Annotated in this window: 13 protein-coding genes and 1 tRNA gene; 7 read left to right on the forward strand and 7 right to left on the reverse strand. The window is 71.2% G+C overall.

The genetic code is table 11. From position 1 onward, the window contains the following. Nucleotides 1-14 precede the first annotated feature (14 nt). The 4 genes from JTN19_RS01205 (at nucleotide 15) to JTN19_RS01220 (ending at nucleotide 5,755) form a co-directional block, all read left to right on the forward strand. Nucleotides 15-3,194 (forward strand): efflux RND transporter permease subunit, encoded by a 3,180-nt coding sequence (locus JTN19_RS01205; protein ID WP_206929341.1) that lies wholly within the window; start codon nucleotides 15-17, stop codon nucleotides 3,192-3,194. Between the two features lie 72 nt (nucleotides 3,195-3,266). Further along, on the forward strand, nucleotides 3,267-3,668 hold the full coding sequence (locus JTN19_RS01210; RefSeq protein WP_206929344.1) for a RidA family protein: 402 nt from the start codon (nucleotides 3,267-3,269) through the stop codon (nucleotides 3,666-3,668). Nucleotides 3,669-3,765: 97 nt separating this feature from the next. Beyond that, nucleotides 3,766-4,701, forward strand: coding sequence for a pirin family protein (locus JTN19_RS01215; RefSeq protein WP_206929346.1), 936 nt, complete (start codon nucleotides 3,766-3,768; stop codon nucleotides 4,699-4,701). 52 nt (nucleotides 4,702-4,753) lie between these two features. Then, complete coding sequence (locus JTN19_RS01220; RefSeq protein ID WP_206929348.1) at nucleotides 4,754-5,755, forward strand: LLM class flavin-dependent oxidoreductase; 1,002 nt, start codon at nucleotides 4,754-4,756, stop codon at nucleotides 5,753-5,755. Nucleotides 5,756-5,761: 6 nt separating this feature from the next. Here the strand turns inward: JTN19_RS01220 and JTN19_RS01225 are convergent, their stop codons facing one another. Beyond that, nucleotides 5,762-6,385 carry a histidine phosphatase family protein gene (locus JTN19_RS01225; RefSeq protein ID WP_206929350.1) on the reverse strand — a complete coding sequence of 208 codons (624 nt, stop codon included), beginning with the start codon at nucleotides 6,383-6,385 and terminating at the stop codon, nucleotides 5,762-5,764. Nucleotides 6,386-6,567: 182 nt separating this feature from the next. On the opposite strand from JTN19_RS01225, the gene JTN19_RS01230 reads away from it, so the two are divergent. Then, nucleotides 6,568-7,254, forward strand: coding sequence for a haloacid dehalogenase type II (locus JTN19_RS01230; RefSeq protein ID WP_206929358.1), 687 nt, complete (start codon nucleotides 6,568-6,570; stop codon nucleotides 7,252-7,254). A gap of 9 nt (nucleotides 7,255-7,263) precedes the next feature. Here the strand turns inward: JTN19_RS01230 and JTN19_RS01235 are convergent. The 4 genes from JTN19_RS01235 to trxB form a co-directional block, all read right to left on the reverse strand. Continuing rightward, nucleotides 7,264-7,340, reverse strand: a tRNA-Pro gene (locus JTN19_RS01235). A 33-nt stretch (nucleotides 7,341-7,373) separates the two neighbouring features. Continuing rightward, the gene (locus tag JTN19_RS01240; protein WP_206929360.1) at nucleotides 7,374-9,518 is read right to left on the reverse strand and encodes a putative bifunctional diguanylate cyclase/phosphodiesterase; all 2,145 of its coding nucleotides are present in this window, start codon (nucleotides 9,516-9,518) and stop codon (nucleotides 7,374-7,376) included. A gap of 565 nt (nucleotides 9,519-10,083) precedes the next feature. Further along, nucleotides 10,084-10,977: a LysR family transcriptional regulator gene (locus JTN19_RS01245; RefSeq protein ID WP_206929362.1), complete on the reverse strand. Its 894-nt coding sequence runs from the start codon at nucleotides 10,975-10,977 to the stop codon at nucleotides 10,084-10,086. After that, entirely contained in the window at nucleotides 10,977-11,984 is a 1,008-nt protein-coding gene (gene trxB, locus JTN19_RS01250; protein WP_206929364.1) for a thioredoxin-disulfide reductase, read from the reverse strand. The genes JTN19_RS01245 and trxB overlap by 1 nt, the downstream gene beginning before the upstream one ends. Nucleotides 11,985-12,056: 72 nt before the next feature. On the opposite strand from trxB, the gene JTN19_RS01255 reads away from it, so the two are divergent. Then, nucleotides 12,057-12,566, forward strand: a complete 510-nt coding sequence (locus JTN19_RS01255) for an Lrp/AsnC family transcriptional regulator (protein ID WP_206929366.1) — start codon at nucleotides 12,057-12,059, stop codon at nucleotides 12,564-12,566. A 189-nt stretch (nucleotides 12,567-12,755) separates the two neighbouring features. Beyond that, nucleotides 12,756-13,838, forward strand: a complete 1,083-nt coding sequence (locus JTN19_RS01260; RefSeq protein WP_206929367.1) for an OmpA family protein — start codon at nucleotides 12,756-12,758, stop codon at nucleotides 13,836-13,838. A gap of 581 nt (nucleotides 13,839-14,419) precedes the next feature. Here the strand turns inward: JTN19_RS01260 and JTN19_RS01265 are convergent. Together JTN19_RS01265 and greA are read right to left on the reverse strand one after the other, a co-directional pair. Then, a complete protein-coding gene (locus JTN19_RS01265) occupies nucleotides 14,420-15,658 on the reverse strand; it encodes a threonine ammonia-lyase (RefSeq protein ID WP_206929369.1) in 1,239 nt (412 codons plus the stop codon). 11 nt (nucleotides 15,659-15,669) lie between these two features. Then, the gene (gene greA, locus JTN19_RS01270) at nucleotides 15,670-16,143 is read right to left on the reverse strand and encodes a transcription elongation factor GreA (RefSeq protein WP_206929370.1); all 474 of its coding nucleotides are present in this window, start codon (nucleotides 16,141-16,143) and stop codon (nucleotides 15,670-15,672) included. Nucleotides 16,144-16,201: the final 58 nt, after the last annotated feature.

Here is a 16,201-nt window from a genome sequence, read left to right on the forward strand (position 1 = left end):
CAAAGGCACGCCCCATGCGCTTCGCCCGCTTCTTCATTGACCGCCCGGTCTTCGCGGCCGTCATCTCCATCGCCATCACGCTGATCGGCGCCATCGCGGCCTTCCGCCTGCCGGTCTCCGAATATCCGGAGATCGCGCCGCCCAGCGTCACCATCACCGCGATGTATCCCGGCGCCACGGCGGAGACGATCGCCGAGACGGTGGCCGGACCCATCGAGCAGGAGGTGAACGGCGTGGATGGGCTGCTCTACATCTCCTCGCAGGCGACGGGCGACGGGCGGCTCACCGTCACCGTCGTCTTCCGCCAGGGGGTGGATGGCGACCAGGCGCAGGTGCTGGTGCAGAACCGCGTGGCCGTGGCCGAGCCGCGCCTGCCCGAGGAGGTGCGGCGCCTGGGCATCACCGTGCGCAAGGCCAGCCCGGACTTCCTGATGGTGATCCATGTCACCTCGCCCGATGGCAGCCGCGACCATGAATACGTGTCGAACTACGCCACGCTGAACATCCGCGACCGGCTGGCCCGCATCGAGGGCGTGGGCGACACGCAGATGTTCGGCGCGCGCGACTACGCCATGCGCGTCTGGCTCGACCCCGACCGCATCGCGGCGCGCGGGCTGACGGCGGGCGAGGTGGTGCAGGCGCTGCGCGCCACCAACGCGCAGGTCGCGGCCGGCGCGCTGGGCCAGGCGCCGCGCGCCGGGACGGCGGGCGCCTTCGAGTTCGCCGTGCTGACCCAGGGCCGCCTGGCCACCCCCGAGGAATTCGGCGAACAGGTCATCGCCACCGGCGAGAATGGCGCGCCGCTGCGCCTGCGCGACGTGGCGCGCGTCGAGATCGGCGCGGCCGACTACACGGTGAATGCGCTGCTGGACAACCGCCTGGCCACCGCCATCGCGCTGTTCCAGCGCCCGGGCAGCAATGCGCTGGACACCGCGGCCGCCGTGCGCGCCACCATGGAGGAGGCGGCGCGGAGCTTCCCCGCGGGCATCGGCTACAGCATCGTCTACGACCCCACGCGCTTCATCGCGCAGAGCATGCAGGCGGTGCTGGTCACCTTCGCGGAGGCGGTGCTGCTGGTGGTGCTGGTGGTGATCCTGTTCCTGCAGAATTGGCGCGCGGCGGTGATCCCGCTGCTGGCCATCCCGGTCTCCATCATCGGCACCTTCGCGGTGCTGCTGGCCATGGGCTTCACGCTGAACACGCTGACCATGTTCGGCCTGATCCTCGCCATCGGCATCGTGGTGGATGACGCGATCGTGGTGGTCGAGAATGTCGAGCGCCACATGGCCGGCGGGCTTTCACCGCTGGACGCCGCCCGCCGCACCATGGACGAGGTGGGCTTCGCGCTCATCGCCATCGCGCTGGTGCTGACGGCGGTGTTCGTGCCCACGGCCTTCATCCCGGGCATCGCCGGCGCCTTCTACCAGCAATTCGCCGTGACCATCGCGGTGGCGACGCTGTTCTCGGCCGTCGTCTCGCTCACGCTCTCGCCGGCGCTGGCGGCCATCCTGCTCAAGCCGCATGGGCAGCATGACCGGCCCCGCGCCTGGTGGATGCGGCCCTTCGGCGCCTTCGCGCGCGGCTTCAACTGGCTGTTCGACCGCATGTCCATCGGCTACGGCGGGCTGACGCGGCGGCTGGTGCGGATCCCGGTGCTGCTGATGCTCATCTATGGCGGGCTGCTGGCGGCGACGGGCTGGACGGTGACGACGACGCCCACCGGCCTGATCCCGCCGCTGGACCGGGGCTATGTCATCGCCGCCTTCCAGCTGCCGCCCGGCGCCAACCTGGAGCGCACCGACGCGGTGATCCGCCGCGCATCGGACGCCATCACGGCCACGCCCGGGGTGGAGAGCGCGGTGGCCTTCGCGGGCTTCGACGGCGCCACCTTCACCAACGCGCCCAATGCCGGCGTGATCTTCGCCACGCTTGCCCCCTTCGAGGCGCGCGCGGCGCAGGGCCTGACCGCGGGCGGCATCCTGGCCGACCTTCAGGGCCGGCTGATGGGCGACCCGGACGCGCTGGTCTTCGTGCTGGCGCCCCCCTCGGTGCCCGGCATCGGCACCGGCGGCGGCTTCAAGCTGATGATCCAGGACCGCGCGGGCCGTGGCCCGCAGGCCATGGAGGCCGCCATGCACGCCGTGATGGGCGCGGCCAACCAGACGCCGGGCATCGCCTTCGCCTTCAGCCTGTTCAACACCGCCACGCCGCAGGTCCGCACCCACATAGACCGCACGCGCGCCGAAATGCTGGGCGTGCCGGTCAGCCGCGTGCATGAGGCGATGAGCGTCTATCTCGGCTCGGCCTTCGTGAATGACTTCAACCTGCTGGGGCGCACCTGGCGCGTCACCGCCCAGGCCGACGCGCCCTACCGCACGGGCGCCGAGGACATCGCGCGGCTGCGCACCCGCAGCGACAATGGCACCATGGTGCCGCTGGGCAGCCTCGCCACCTTCCAGGAGACGTCGGGCCCCTACCGCATGCCGCGCTACAACCTCTACCCCGCGGTGGAATTGCAGGGCGCGGCGCTGCCGGGCGTCTCGACCGGCCAGGCCATCGCGTTGATGGAGCGCGTGCTGGCGGAACACCTGCCGGAGGGCTTCACCTATGAGTGGACCGAGATCGCGCTGCAGGAAAAGCTGGTGGGCAACACCGCGCCCATCGCCTTCGGTCTCGCCGTGGTCTTCGTCTTCCTCGTGCTGGCCGCCATGTATGAAAGCTGGCTGCTCCCGCTCGCCATCGTCCTGATCGCGCCGATGTCGGTGCTGGCCGCCCTGATGGGCGTGCGCTATGCGGGCCTCGACAACAACGTGCTGGTGCAGGTGGGCCTGGTGGTGCTCGTGGGGCTCGCCGCCAAGAACGCCATCCTGATCGTCGAGTTCGCGCGCCAGGCGGAGCAGGAGGGGGCCAGCCGCTGGGATGCCGCGGTGGCCGCCGCCCGCACGCGGCTGCGGCCCATCCTGATGACGAGCCTCGCCTTCATCCTGGGCGTGCTGCCGCTGACCATCGCCACCGGCGCCGGCGCCGAGATGCGGCAAAGCCTGGGTGTCGCGGTGTTCTATGGCATGCTGGGCGTGACCTTGTTCGGCCTGCTGTTCACGCCCGTCTTCTACGTCGTCGCGCGGGCCCTCGCGCGGCGGCGTGGCGCGGAGGCCCCCGCCCCTTCCGAGGCGATGAGCCATCACCGCGTGTGAGGCCACGACCGGCGGCGGCCACCACGCGCCGCCGCCGGCACACCCTGACCACCACCCGGAAGGAACCACGACATGACCCGACGCCAAGCCTTCTTCCCCTCGGCCGATCGCAAGGCCCTCTATGACAAGCACCGCTATTCCGCCGCCATCCGCTCCGGGGACCTGCTGTTCGTCTCCGGCCAGGTCGGCAGCCGCGAGGATGGCAGCGCCGAGCCCGATTTCGAACGCCAGGTGGAACGCGCCTTCGACAATCTGAAGGCCACGCTCGCGGCCGCGGGGTGCGGGCTGGATGACGTGCTGGACGTCACCACATTCCACACCGACCCGCCGGCGCAGTTCGAGACGGTGCTGAAGGTGAAGGACCGTCACTTCCCGGAAGCGCCCTTCCCCAGCTGGACCGCCGTGGGCGTCACCTGGCTCGCGGGGTTCGACTTCGAGATCAAGGTGATCGCGCGCGTGCCGGGCGGCGTCTAGCCAGCGCCAGGCCAGCCTGGAAAGACACCCCTGTTCTGGGGGAAGATGCGGCGGACGCCAGGCCACGTCAGGCAACCCGCCGAGGAGGATGACGCGCATGAGTTGGAACCCAGCCCTCGAGCCAGGCTGCCCCGATGACGTCGGGGTGGACGCGATCGAGACCCTGATCGTCCCCCGTGCCCGCGACCTTGGCGGATTCGAGGTGCGGCGCGCCCTGCCCGCGCCCAAGCGGCAGATGGTCGGCCCCTTCATCTTCTTCGACCAGGCGGGACCGGCCGAGCTGCTGACGGGACAGGGGGTGGATGTGCGGCCGCACCCGCATATCGGCCTCGGCACCGTGACCTACCTGTTCAAGGGCGACTTCCATCACCGCGACAGCACCGGCGCCGACCAGGTGATCCGCCCCGGGGCGCTGAACTGGATGGTCGCCGGGCGCGGGGTCACGCATTCGGAACGCACCTCCGCCGCCGCGCGGCAGGGCCCGAACAGCCTCTTCGGCATCCAGACCTGGCTCGCCTTGCCGGAGAGCCACGAGGATGTGGCGCCCAGCTTCGAGCATCACGGCCAGGAGACGCTGCCCGTCATCGAGGACCGTGGCGTCTCCGTCCGGCTCATCCTGGGCCAGGCCTATGGCCAGTCGGCGCCCGCCACGATGCTGTCCGAGACCTTCTACGCCGATGTGAAGCTCGAACCCGGCGCCCGGCTGCCCATGCCCGACAACCACGAGGACCGCGGCATCTACATCGTGGACGGCGCCATCTCCGTGGCCGGGCAGGTGTTCGAGGCGGGACGGATGATGGTCTTCCGCCCCGGCGACCGCATCACCGTCGCGGCCGGGGCGCAGGGCGCGCGTATCATGATCCTGGGCGGCGCGACGTTGAACGGCCCGCGCTACATCTGGTGGAACTTCGTCGCCTCCTCGCGCGAGCGCATCGAGCGCGCGAAGGAGGAATGGCGCGCGGCGAACTGGGGCCAGGGCCGCTTCGACCTGCCCGCGGATGACCGCGACGAACACATTCCCCTGCCGGGCTGACCGCGGGCCGCCAAGGGTTTCCGCGCGCACCCGCCATGCCCATATGCAGGGCATGATCCCGTTATCCGTCCTCGACCTCGCCCCCGTGCCCGAGGGCAGCGACCCCGGCCAGGCGCTGCACAACGCGCTCGACCTCGCCCGGCACGCGGAGGCGGCCGGCTACCACCGCTACTGGATGGCCGAGCACCACAACATGCCCGGCATCGCGAGCGCCGCCACGTCCGTGGCCCTCGCCCATGTCGCGGCGGGGACACGGCGCATCCGCATCGGCGCGGGCGGCATCATGCTGCCCAACCATGCGCCCCTGCTCATCGCCGAGCAGTTCGGCACGCTGGCCGCGCTGCATCCCGGCCGGGTGGATCTGGGCCTGGGCCGCGCGCCCGGCACCGACCAGGTGGCCGCGCGCGCCATGCGCCGCAACCTCACGGCCGATGTGGACCAGTTCCCGCAGGATGTGATGGAGCTGCTGGCCTATTTCCGCCCCGCCGCCCCAGGCCAGGTGCTGCAGGCGGTGCCCGGCGCGGGCGAGGAGGTCGCGGTCTGGATCCTGGGGTCCAGCACCTTCGGCGCGCAACTCGCCGCGCATCTGGGGCTGCCCTATGCCTTCGCCTCGCACTTCGCGCCGGGGCAGATGATGGACGCCATCGCGATCTACCGCGAGCGCTTCCGCCCTTCGGAATACCTCGCCGCGCCGCGCGTGATGCTGGGCCTGAATGTCTTCGCGGCCGAGACGGACGCGGAGGCGCGGCTGTTGTTCTCCTCCCTTCAGCAGGCCTTCGTGAACCTCCGCAGCGGCCGGCCGGGCAAGCTGCCGCGGCCGGTGGAGGGATTCGAGGCGAGCCTCGACTTGCGGGCGCGCACCATGTTGGACCACGCCCTCTCCTGCTCGGTCGTGGGCGGGCCGGAGACGGTGCGCCGCGGCATCGCGGAGTTCGTGGCGCGCACCGGCGCGGATGAGCTGATGGTCACCGCGCAGATCCATGACCATGCGGCCCGCCTGCGCTCCTTCGAGATGCTGGCCGGGGTTCATGCCTCGATGGACGCCGTGGCATAGCGAAGTTCAGCGCAGCCCCGCCCAATCGCCGGGCCGGATCTGGCCCAGCAGGGTGAAGCCCCCTGGCCCGCCCGGGCGCACCACCCAGGCGACGCCCATCGGCTCGGGGTAGATGCCCGTCGCGGCCTCGAAGGGGTCGTCATGGCCGACCAGCACGGTGTTGCGCCCGGCGGGCGGCGCGGCCGAGAGCAGCGGGCGCAGCCGGTCGCGCATGGCGGCGGTCTGGGCCGCGCTGTACTCCTCGGCCGGTTCGAAGTTCAGCGCGGCATCCTGGCGGTGGCGGCCGAAGGCCAGGTCGGCGGTCTGCCAGGCGCGGCAATACTGGCTGCTCACCACCTCCCCCACCGGGATGGCCAGGCGCTGGGAGGCGGCGCCCAGGGCGCGGGCCTGTTGCCAGCCCTCCTCGCCCAGCACGCGCTGGGTGCTGCATTGGCCCATGACGGCGCTGACCTGGTCGGCGCCCTCGCGCTCGGTCGGGGCGTGGCGGATGTAGATGACGTGGCCGCCGCGGCGCAGCGCCTCCAGCAGGCGCGCGGGCGGAAGGGGGTTCGCGATGTCGGTGGGCGGGTCGGCGGCCAGGGCGGCGTGGGGAAGCAGGCCGGTCAGGGCCAGGAGGGCGCGGCGTTGCATGGCGGGGTCTCCGGGTGCGGAAAGGGCACCGGGGGCAGCCTAACGCTATTGCGAGTCATTCGCAATTATCACGGCCCGTGCTTTCCGCTTCCCCGCCGCCGCCACGCGGCGCAAGCTGCGCCGCCCGCGCCGGAGACCGCCATGACCGCCCGCCAGCCCCGCCCTGCCCTCGGCGCACGGCCATGAGCACCACCGCGCTGGAGGATGTGCGGGCCTGCGTCTTCGACGCCTATGGCACGCTGTTCGACTTCGCCTCGGCCGCCGCCGCCTGCGCCGACACGCTCGGCCCGCGCGGCCCGGCCCTGACCGCGCTGTGGCGCGACAAGCAGCTGCAATATTCCTGGCTGCGCGGCATGCAGGGCCTCTACGCCCCCTTCTGGCAGGTGACGGGCGAGGCGCTGGACCACGCGCTGGATGCGATGGACCTGGCCGAAACCCCCGGGCTGCGGGACCGGCTGATGGGCCTCTACCTGAAGCTCGCCCCCTTCCCGGAAGTGCCGGCCCTGCTCACCACGCTGCGCGGGCGCGGGCAGCGCATGGCCATCCTCTCGAACGGCTCGCCGGACATGCTGGGGGCGGTGGTGGAGAATGCGGGGCTGGCGGCGATGTTCGACGCCGTGCTGTCGGTGGACGCGGTGCGGACCTACAAGACCGATCCGCGCGTCTACCGGCTGGCGGAGGAGCGCCTCGGCCTGCCGGCGGCGCGAATCGCCTTCCTCTCCTCCAATGCCTGGGACGCGCATGCGGCCGCCGCCTTCGGCATGCAGGTGGTGTGGTGCAACCGCCAGGGCCAGCGGCCGGAGCGGCTGCCGGGCGTGATCGCGCGCGAAATCCGGGATCTGTCGGGGTTGCCGGCGCTGTTGGGGTGAGGGGCGGCGTGGTCGGAGCGGCGGGATTCGAACCCACGACCCCCAGTCCCCCAGACTGATGCGCTACCAGGCTGCGCTACGCTCCGACGGCGCTTCCCTTATCACCCGTGGCGGGGATGTCAAAGAGGGGCGGGGTGGTCCAGCGCATGGTCCTGGCGCATGCCCGCCTCGCTCGCGCGCGCGGCCAGCAGCTTGAGCGCGCCCGGCGGCATGGGCGCGCCGGTCAGGTAGCCCTGCACCAGGTCGCAGCCCAGGCGGCGCAATTCCGCCAGCTGCGCCGGCGCCTCGACGCCCTCGGCCACCACCTCCAGCCCCAGGCCGTGGCCGAGGTTGATGACGCTCGACACCACCGCGGCCGCCTCGGCCTCCTGGCCCAGGTCGCGGATGAAGCTGCGGTCAATCTTGAGGCGGTCGAAGCGGAACAGGCGCAGATAGGCCAGCGCCGAGAAGCCCGTGCCGAAATCATCCAGCGCCAGCGCGAAGCCCGCGGCGCGCAACGCGTCCAGCCGGTGCTTCACCGCCACCGTGTCCTCGACCAGCACGCCCTCGGTCACCTCGAACTCGATGCGCGCGGGCGGGACGCCGGCCTCGGCCAGCACGGACAGCGCCTGGTCCAGGAAGCCGTCGCGCCGCAGCTGCATGACCGAGAGATTCACCGACAGGCGCGGAATCGCGGGGTCGCGCAGCAGGGAAACCGCCTGGCGCAGCACCAGCAGCGCCACGTCGGAGATCACGCCCATCTCCTCGGCCAGCGGGATGAACTCGGCGGGCGAGATGGCGCCCAGCCGCGGGTCGTCCCAGCGCACCAGGGCCTCCGCGCCCCGCAGCGCGCCCGTGCGTGCGTCGAATTGCGGCTGGTAATGGACGTGCAGCAGCCCTTCGCGCAGGGCGCGCAGCAGGGCGGATTCGAGCGCCAGCCGGTGCTCGTGCTGGCGGTCGAGGCGCGGCTCGAACATCAGGGCGCGGCCGCGGCCCTCGCGCTTGGCGGCCTGGGTGGCGGCATCGGCGTGGCGCAGCAGCGCGTCCAGCGTGGTGCCATGGGCGGGGGACAGCACCATGCCGGCCGAGACGTCGAGCCGGATCTCGCCCCCCTCCAGCAGCACCGCCTGGCGGATGGCGCGGCGCAGCCGCGCGAAGAGGCGCAGCGCCGGCCCGCGGGCCTGGGCCGGCAGCTCCGAGGGCGCGGGCACCAGCAGGACGAACTGGTCGCCCTCCAGCCGGAACAGCCGCGCATCCTCCTGGGTGTCGCGCAGCCATTCGCCGAGGCGCTGGGCGGTGCCGGCGAGAAGACGGTCCCCGGCGGCATGGCCCAAGCCCATGTTCACGCGCTTGAAGCGGTCGAAATCCAGCACCATCAGCAGCATGGGCTGCGCGGCGAGCAGGGCGGGCGCCTGGGCCAGCAGGGCGCGGCGGTTGGGCAGGCCGGTCAGCGCGTCGGTGTGGGCGGCGATGGCCGCGTCGCGCTCCCGCTCGGCGAGCGCCCGGACGGTGCGGCGCAGCCGCCAGGCGGACCAGAAGGCCATGAGTCCCACCAGCACCACCCCGGCCCAGACGAAGGGCAGCACGTCCTGGCGCAGGGCGGCGCCGGGGCGCTGCGCGTCCCAGGCGAGGCGCAGCACCGGGGCGCCGGTGGCGTCGGGCAGGGTGAGGGTGGCGAGGCCTTCCTCGGCCAGCACGGGGGCCACGCGCAGCCCGGCCAGCATCTGCGCGCTGGAGACGCCGCGCAGGAAGCCCGGACTGTCCAGCCAGCGCAGCATGACCACGATGGGCGGCGGCGGCGGCGGCAGGTTCGCGACCTGGGTGGCGGGGATGATGGTGGCGAGCGCCACCTGCGCCGGCCGGCCCGAAAGCCGCGTGGTCAGCAACAGCCGCAACCCCTGCCCCTGCGTGGTGCCGAGCGTGGTGGCCTGGGGCCGATGGGCGTTGCGTTGCCCGCGCAGCGCCGCGATGGCCGGCGCCAGCTGCGCCAGCAGCGGCGCGGCCTGGGCGGGCGGCAGCACCTCCCGCCCCGCCAGCGCCAGTTCCAGGAAGCCGTCGGGCCGGACCAGCAGCGCCACATCCTGCTGCAGCAAGGCCATGTGCCGCGCCAGCTCGCGCTGGGCCCAGCGCGGATCTGGCTCGGCATGGAGGTTGAGGGCGGCCTCGTCCGAGACGGCGAAGGGTTCCAGCATGCGGAGCGTGTCCTGCCCCTGCTGCTGGATGGCCTGGGCGAGGCGCCGCCCCTCCTCCTCACGCGCCAGGGAATCGGCCTGCCAGCCGGCCATCGTCAATGCCCCGAGGCCAAGCAGTGCGGCGGCCAGCGCGGCCAATAGGGGCCTGAGCAGAAGGTCGGCCCAGGATGCCGGCACGACGGGGACCGGGAACGGCAGTGGGGGCCTCCTGGCCGCTTTTGCGGCCGATGCTGACGTGTTCCAACATACCGGGCACCAAGGATTGCGCGCAATCACCGCGGCGCCACCGAATGTTCCCCGACCGCAAAAACAACTTGGAATTCCGCAACCTATGCGGGCATGGCGCGGCGCAAAAAAAGCCCGCCACCCCGGGGGGCGGCGGGCCAGTTGATACAGGGAGGCTTCACGTCTGGGAGACGAAGGATCGAAAACGACCCTATCGGCGTCAATCAACCGATACCGGCAATGTAATCACTCCCGGGTCATGCGGATGCGTCAAATCTTCGGGCCAGTCATGCGCCTGACGAAGGGATTTGCCGCAGAAAAGTCACGCGAGGCACACAAAGACATGCAACTCTGACGGGTAGTGTGCGGTGCCCCCGCGTGTTGTCGTGCGCGATGGGCCCTCGGCCTTGGGCCCCCTCAGCCTTGTGCCCCCTCAGCCTTGTGCCTGGGTGAGTTCCGTCACGAGGAAATCCCGGAACACGGAAACCCGCTTCGACGCCCGCATCTCCTCCGGATAGACGAAATAGGCGTTGATCTTGGGCGCCTTCAGCTCGGGCAGCACGGCCACCAGCCCGTCCAGCTCCGGCCCCATGTAGTCGGGCATGGCGGCGATGCCGAGGCCCGACTGCACGGCGCGCAACATGCCATTGAGGCTGTTCACCTCCACCGAGCCACGCCGCCCCTGCCCCGTCTTGCGGCCGATCTCGGCCAGCCAGTTGATCTCCTCGACCGGCGGACGGTAGTCGCCCCAGACGATGAGGCGGTGCGCGTCGAGATCCTCGGGGCGCTGGGGCATGCCCATGCGCTTCAGGTAGTCGGGGCTGCCCACCACCTTCCAGCCGAAGGTGGCCAGGTGCCGCTGGATCAGGTCGGGCTGGCGGGGGGCGTGCATGCGGATGGCCACATCCGCCTCGCGCATGGCCAGATCGAGGTCGGCATCATCCAGCACCACCGAGACGTTGATCTCGGGATAGGCCTCCAGGAAGCGGTGCAGCCGGGGGGCGAGCCAGGAACCGCCGAAGCCCGTGGTGGTCGTGATCTTGAGGCGGCCGGCGGGCCGTTCCCGCCCCTCGGTCAGCAGCGCCTCGGTCATGGCGAGCTTGGCGAAGACCTCGCGCACGGTGCGGTTCAGCGTCTCGCCCGCCTCGGTCAGGATCAGCCCCCGCGCGTGGCGGTGGAAGAGCGGCACCGAGAGTGCCTCCTCCAGCGCCTGGATCTGCCGCGAAACGGCCGATTGGCTCAGCGCCAGGGTCTCGCCCGCATGGGTGAAGGAGCCGGCTTCGGCCACCGCGTGGAAGACGCGCAGCTTGTCCCAGTCGAGCGGCATCACGCGGCCGCCTTCTCGGCCGCGGTCTCGATGCCGGCCAGGAACTTCTCCGCGTCCAGCGCGGCCATGCAGCCGGTGCCGGCGGCCGTCACCGCCTGGCGATAGACCTTGTCCGCCACGTCGCCGGCCGCGAAGACGCCGGGGATGCTGGTGCGGGTGCCGCCGGGCGTCACCGTCAGGTAGCCGCCCTCGTCCATGTCGAGCTGGCCGCGGAACAGGGCGGTGGCGGGGTCATGGCCGATGGCCACGAAGACCCCGTCCACGGCCAGTTCCCGCCGCTCGCCCGTCTTGGCGTGGCGCAGGGCCAGCGCGCGGGCCACGGGGCGGGCGGCCTCCGTGCCCAGGATCTCTTCCGTCACCATGTCCCAGAGCACGGTCACGTTCTCCTTCGCGAAGAGGCGCTGTTGCAGGATGCGCTCGGCCCGCAGCGAATCGCGGCGGTGTACCAGCGTCACATGGCGCGCCAGGTTCGACAGATAGAGCGCCTCCTCCACCGCGGAATTGCCGCCGCCCACCACGGCCACCTCCTTGCCGCGGAAGAAGAAGCCGTCGCACGTGGCGCAGGCCGAGACGCCGAAGCCCGACAGCGCGGCCTCGCCCGGGATGCCGAGCCAGCGCGCCTGGGCGCCGGTCGCGATGATGAGCGAATCGGCCAGGACCACGTCGCCCCCATCCAGCTCGCAGCGGAAGGGGCGCTGGGCCAGGTCCACGCGGGTGACGAGGTCATATTGGATCTCGGTGCCCACATGCTCCGCCTGGGCGCGCATCTGCTCCATCAGCCAGGGGCCCTGGATGGCCTCGGCGAAGCCCGGATAATTCTCGACATCGGTGGTGATGGTGAGCTGGCCGCCCGGCTGCAGCCCGGCCACCAGCATCGGCTTGAGGCCCGCGCGGGCGGCGTAGATGGCGGCGGTGTAACCGGCGGGCCCTGCGCCGATGATCAGGAGGCGGCGAGAATGAGTTGCGGGCACCTTGGGGCTCCGGCTGCTGGCGTGTCCAAAACGCATATCTGCCCATCTTGGCGCGCGCCACAAGCGGGACGCTTGCAACCGCGCACATCCGCAAGGATATTGCGCGCCATGTCGCCCCAAAGCAACGAAACTCCGACCTCCGCCGCGCTGGACGCGATGGATCTCCGCATCCTGGCCGAGCTTCAGGCGGATGGGCGAATCACCAATGTGGAGCTGGCGCAGCGGGTGGGGCTGTCCGCGCCGCCCTGCCTGCGCCGCGTGCGCCGGCTGGAGGAGGCCGGCGTGCTGCGCGGCTATCACGCCGAGCTGGACCCGCAGGCGCTGGGCTTCGAGGTGACCTTCTTCGCCATCGTGGGACTCGAAAGCCAGAAGCAGGCCGTGCTGGACGCCTTCGAGGCCGAGGTCACCGCCTGGCCCGAGGTGCGCGAATGCCACATGATCCGCGGCGGCGGCGACTTCCTGCTGCGCCTGGTGGCGCGCGACACCGCCCATGAGAATGAGCTGACCGGGCGGCTGACCGGGGCGCAGACCGTGCTGCGGGTGCAGACCCTGCAGACCATCCGCACCGCCAAGAACGCGCCGGGCGTGCCGCTCTCTCCCGTGGCCGAAAAGGGGTGAGCCGAACGCTGATTTTCGCAAAGGTTGCACGGCCTGCGCGAAATTCATCGGCTGTGGCCCGGGAATGACATTGTGTGCTTGCGGCAACACATCGCGGGAAACCTCCCCGAAAGCGGGGCGGGAGGCTTGGAATGCCATACGTATTTGTCGCATAGGAAACTTGACATTCGAAGAACGGAGAGCGGGTAGATGAAGAATACGATCCTCGGTGCCGCGACCTTTGGCGCGATGGCCCTGGCCGTGACCGGCGCCTCCGCGCAGACGCAGCCGGCCACGGGCTTCTATGTGGGCCTGGGCGCGGGCGCCAATTTCCATTCGCATGAAAACGGCAACTTCGGCCCCGTCGGCGGCCGCATCAACTTCAGCACCGGTCACATCATCGTGCTGAACGCCGGCTATGCCTTCGGCAACGGCATCCGCGCCGAGGTCGAGGCGTCCTACCGCCACAACGGCGTGCACAACATCACCGCCGGCGGCGTGCGGGCGAACCGTTCGCAGGGCTGGCTCGCCCAGTACGGCGTGATGGGCAACGCCTATTACGACATCCCGGTGGGGCTGAGCTTCGGCGGCTTCTCGATCAACCCCTATGTCGGCGCCGGCCTCGGCTACATGTGGAGCGACTACGACGACGTGCGTGGCGACTTCGCCGGCTCCTCCGTCGCGGTCATCAAGGGCTCGGGCCGCCTGGCCTTCCAGGGCATCGCGGGCATCGCGGTCGGGCTGGACGCGGTCGTTCCCGGCCTGTCGCTGACCACCGAGTACCGCTACCTGAACACGCGCGAGCGCGACGCCCGTTCGGCCCGCTTCACCGCGGTCGAGACGCGCGGCAGCTTCCGCGGCGAGAACCACAACCACGCCGTGCTGATGGGCCTGCGCTATGCCTTCGGCACGCCGGCGCCCGCGCCGGTCGTGGCCCCGGCGCCCGCCCCGGCCCCTGCCCCGGCCCGCACTTTCCTGGTGTTCTTCGACTGGGATCGCGCTGACCTGACCGACCGCGCCCGCCAGATCATCGCGGAGGCCGCCACCAACGCCCGCACCGTCGCCTCGACCCGCATCGAGGTCTCGGGCCACGCGGACCGCACCGGTGCCGCCGCCTACAACCAACGTCTGTCGGTGCGTCGCGCCGAGGCGGTGGCCGCCGAGCTGGTGCGCCGTGGCATCAACCGGAACGAGATCACGATCCAGGGCTTCGGCTTCGATCGTCCGCTCGTCCCGACCGCCCAGGGCGTGCGCGAGCCTCAGAACCGCCGCGTGGAAATCGTCCTGCGCTGACGCGGCGTCCGATCGGCTTCGATGGTTTCACCGAAGCCTTGAATCGGCCGCACAGACAGGGCCTTCAAGGCTGGACTTGGGAAGGGGCGCCGAAAGGCGCCCCTTTTCGTTTGGCGTGCGAGGACATGGTTGCAGGCCCGCCGAACACCACCAAAGGTTGACAGCCCCCATCATTCTCCGAAAACTGGGAACTGTTACATTCAGGGAGAGAAGCGTTGCGACGTCGCGTCATCCTGCCCTTGGCAGCCTTTACCCTGCTCGCCGCCTGCACCGGCGGCGGTGGCGGCGGAAGATCGCGCCCCGTCACGCGCGCCCCCACGCGCGGGCAGGATGATGCCTGGTGGGCGCGGCAACGGGCCCGCACGGAATGCCTGCAACGGCAGAGGCGCTCGATCAACGCACAGACGCGCGGGCAGCAAAGCTGGCGCTACACGGGAAGCTGCTGAGGCGGCTCAGCCTCGGCGCCAACTCTTCCCGCGTGCGGCGACCCGGCCTTCAGCCGCGCCGCCAACGCGTCTCGCGTGCGGCGACCCGGCCTTCAGCCGCGCCGCCAACGCGTCTCGCGTGCGGCGACCCGGCCTTCAGCCGCGCCGCACGACGTAGCCCCCCGCCTCACTGGCGGCGATGATGGCATCGCCCTGGGCGGCGTCGCGCACCTCCACCATCAGGTGAAGCTCCGTGCTCTGCACGGTGGGGGCGCCGAAAAGCTGCTGGTGCTTCACCTCGATGACGTTGCCGCCCACGTCGGAAATGCGCTTCGAGATGTCGGCCAGCACGCCCGGTCGGTCCGGAATGTCGAAATGCAGGCGCAGGATGCGCCCGTCCCGCAGCAATTGCCGCAACAGCACGTTGGAGAGCGCGCGTGCGTCAATATTGCCGCCGCAGACGGTGGTGCCCACCACCCTTCCCTTGAAGCGGTCCGGATGGGTCAGCACGGCGGCCAGGCCCACGGCGCCGGCGCCCTCGGCCACCACCTTGGCGCCCTCGGCCAACAGGGCGACCGCCTGTTCCACCGCGCGCTCGGGCACCAGCAGCACCTCCACGCCCAGGTTGCGCAGGATGGCCACGGCCTTCTCGCCCACATCGCGCACCGCGATGCCTTCCGCGATGGTGGGGCCGCCGACCGAGACGGGCTGGCCCGCCAGGCGCTGCGCCATGGCGGGGTAGCCTTCGACCTCGACGCCGAAGACCGGCATGCCGGGGCGCAGCTCCGCCAAGGCGGTGGCGACGCCGGAACACAGGCCGCCCCCGCCGACCGGGATGGCCAGCACCTCGATCTGCGGCGCATCTTCCAGCATTTCCAGCGCCATGGTCCCCTGCCCCGCGATCACGGCCGGGTCGTCATAGGGGTGGATGAAGGTCAGCCCCTCGCGCAGCGCCAGCTCATGGGCGTGGGAGGCGGCCTCGGCCAGGCTCTCGCCGAACAGCACCACGCGCGCGCCCCAGAACTCCGTGCGGACCACCTTGGTGGCCGGGGTGAAGCGCGGCATGACGATGGTGGCCGCCACACCTGCCAGCTGGGCGTGCCGCGCCACCGCCTGGGCGTGGTTGCCGGCCGACATGGCGATGACGCCCGCCGCCTTCTCCCGCGCCGTCAGCAGCGCGAGGCGGTTGGCCGCGCCCCTTTCCTTGAAGGCGCCGGTGGCCTGGAGGTTGTCCAGCTTGAGCATCACCCGCGTGCCGGCGGCGCGGCTGACGGCCGGGTTCTCCAGCGTGGGCGTGCGGATGACGGCGCCCTTGATGCGCTCGGCGGCCGCGCGGATGTCGGCGAGGGTGACGGCGGGCTTGGTGCCCAGCGCCACCGCGGCGTCTGCGGACATGTGGCGCGCCTTCAGCTGTAGGCGACGGCCGTGATCTCCACGGCCCGCGCGCCCCCGGGGGCCGGGACCTCGACGCTGTCGCCCACCGTCTTGCCCATCAGCGCCTTGGCGAGCGGGGAGGAGAGCGAGATGGAGCCCGTCTTCATGTCCGCCTCATACTGGCCGACGATGCGATAGGTGGTCTCCTTCTCCGTCTCCTCGTCCACGATGGTGACGCGGGCGCCGAAGCGCACCTGGTTGCCGGTGAGCTTGGAGACGTCAATGACCTCGACGGAGGGGATGATGGATTCGAGTTCGCCGATGCGGCCCTCGATGAAGGACTGGCGTTCCCGCGCGGCGTGATACTCGGCATTCTCCGACAGGTCGCCATGCGCCCGCGCCTCCGCGATCGCGCGGATGATCGCCGGGCGCTCCTCGGATTTCAGATGCCGCAGTTCCTCTTCCAGCTTGGCCAGCCCCTCGGCGGTCATCGGGAACTTCTGCACGGGCAGTCTTCCTTCAAAGATGCCCTTCTCGCCGGCAAAACCCGTTGCACATCGCCGG

It is taken from the genome of Roseococcus thiosulfatophilus (assembly GCF_017311575.1).
Lineage (GTDB): Bacteria > Pseudomonadota > Alphaproteobacteria > Acetobacterales > Acetobacteraceae > Roseococcus > Roseococcus thiosulfatophilus.

Coding starts and splice junctions, on each gene's coding strand:
- JTN19_RS01205 (WP_206929341.1), top strand. CDS start 15: ATGCGCTTCGCCCGCTTCTTCATTGACCGCCCGGTCTTCGCGGCCGTC.
- JTN19_RS01210 (WP_206929344.1), top strand. CDS start 3,267: ATGACCCGACGCCAAGCCTTCTTCCCCTCGGCCGATCGCAAGGCCCTC.
- JTN19_RS01215 (WP_206929346.1), top strand. CDS start 3,766: ATGAGTTGGAACCCAGCCCTCGAGCCAGGCTGCCCCGATGACGTCGGG.
- JTN19_RS01220 (WP_206929348.1), top strand. CDS start 4,754: ATGATCCCGTTATCCGTCCTCGACCTCGCCCCCGTGCCCGAGGGCAGC.
- JTN19_RS01225 (WP_206929350.1), bottom strand. CDS start 6,385: ATGCAACGCCGCGCCCTCCTGGCCCTGACCGGCCTGCTTCCCCACGCC.
- JTN19_RS01230 (WP_206929358.1), top strand. CDS start 6,568: ATGAGCACCACCGCGCTGGAGGATGTGCGGGCCTGCGTCTTCGACGCC.
- JTN19_RS01240 (WP_206929360.1), bottom strand. CDS start 9,518: ATGGCCGGCTGGCAGGCCGATTCCCTGGCGCGTGAGGAGGAGGGGCGG.
- JTN19_RS01245 (WP_206929362.1), bottom strand. CDS start 10,977: ATGCCGCTCGACTGGGACAAGCTGCGCGTCTTCCACGCGGTGGCCGAA.
- trxB (WP_206929364.1), bottom strand. CDS start 11,984: ATGCGTTTTGGACACGCCAGCAGCCGGAGCCCCAAGGTGCCCGCAACT.
- JTN19_RS01255 (WP_206929366.1), top strand. CDS start 12,057: ATGTCGCCCCAAAGCAACGAAACTCCGACCTCCGCCGCGCTGGACGCG.
- JTN19_RS01260 (WP_206929367.1), top strand. CDS start 12,756: ATGAAGAATACGATCCTCGGTGCCGCGACCTTTGGCGCGATGGCCCTG.
- JTN19_RS01265 (WP_206929369.1), bottom strand. CDS start 15,658: ATGTCCGCAGACGCCGCGGTGGCGCTGGGCACCAAGCCCGCCGTCACC.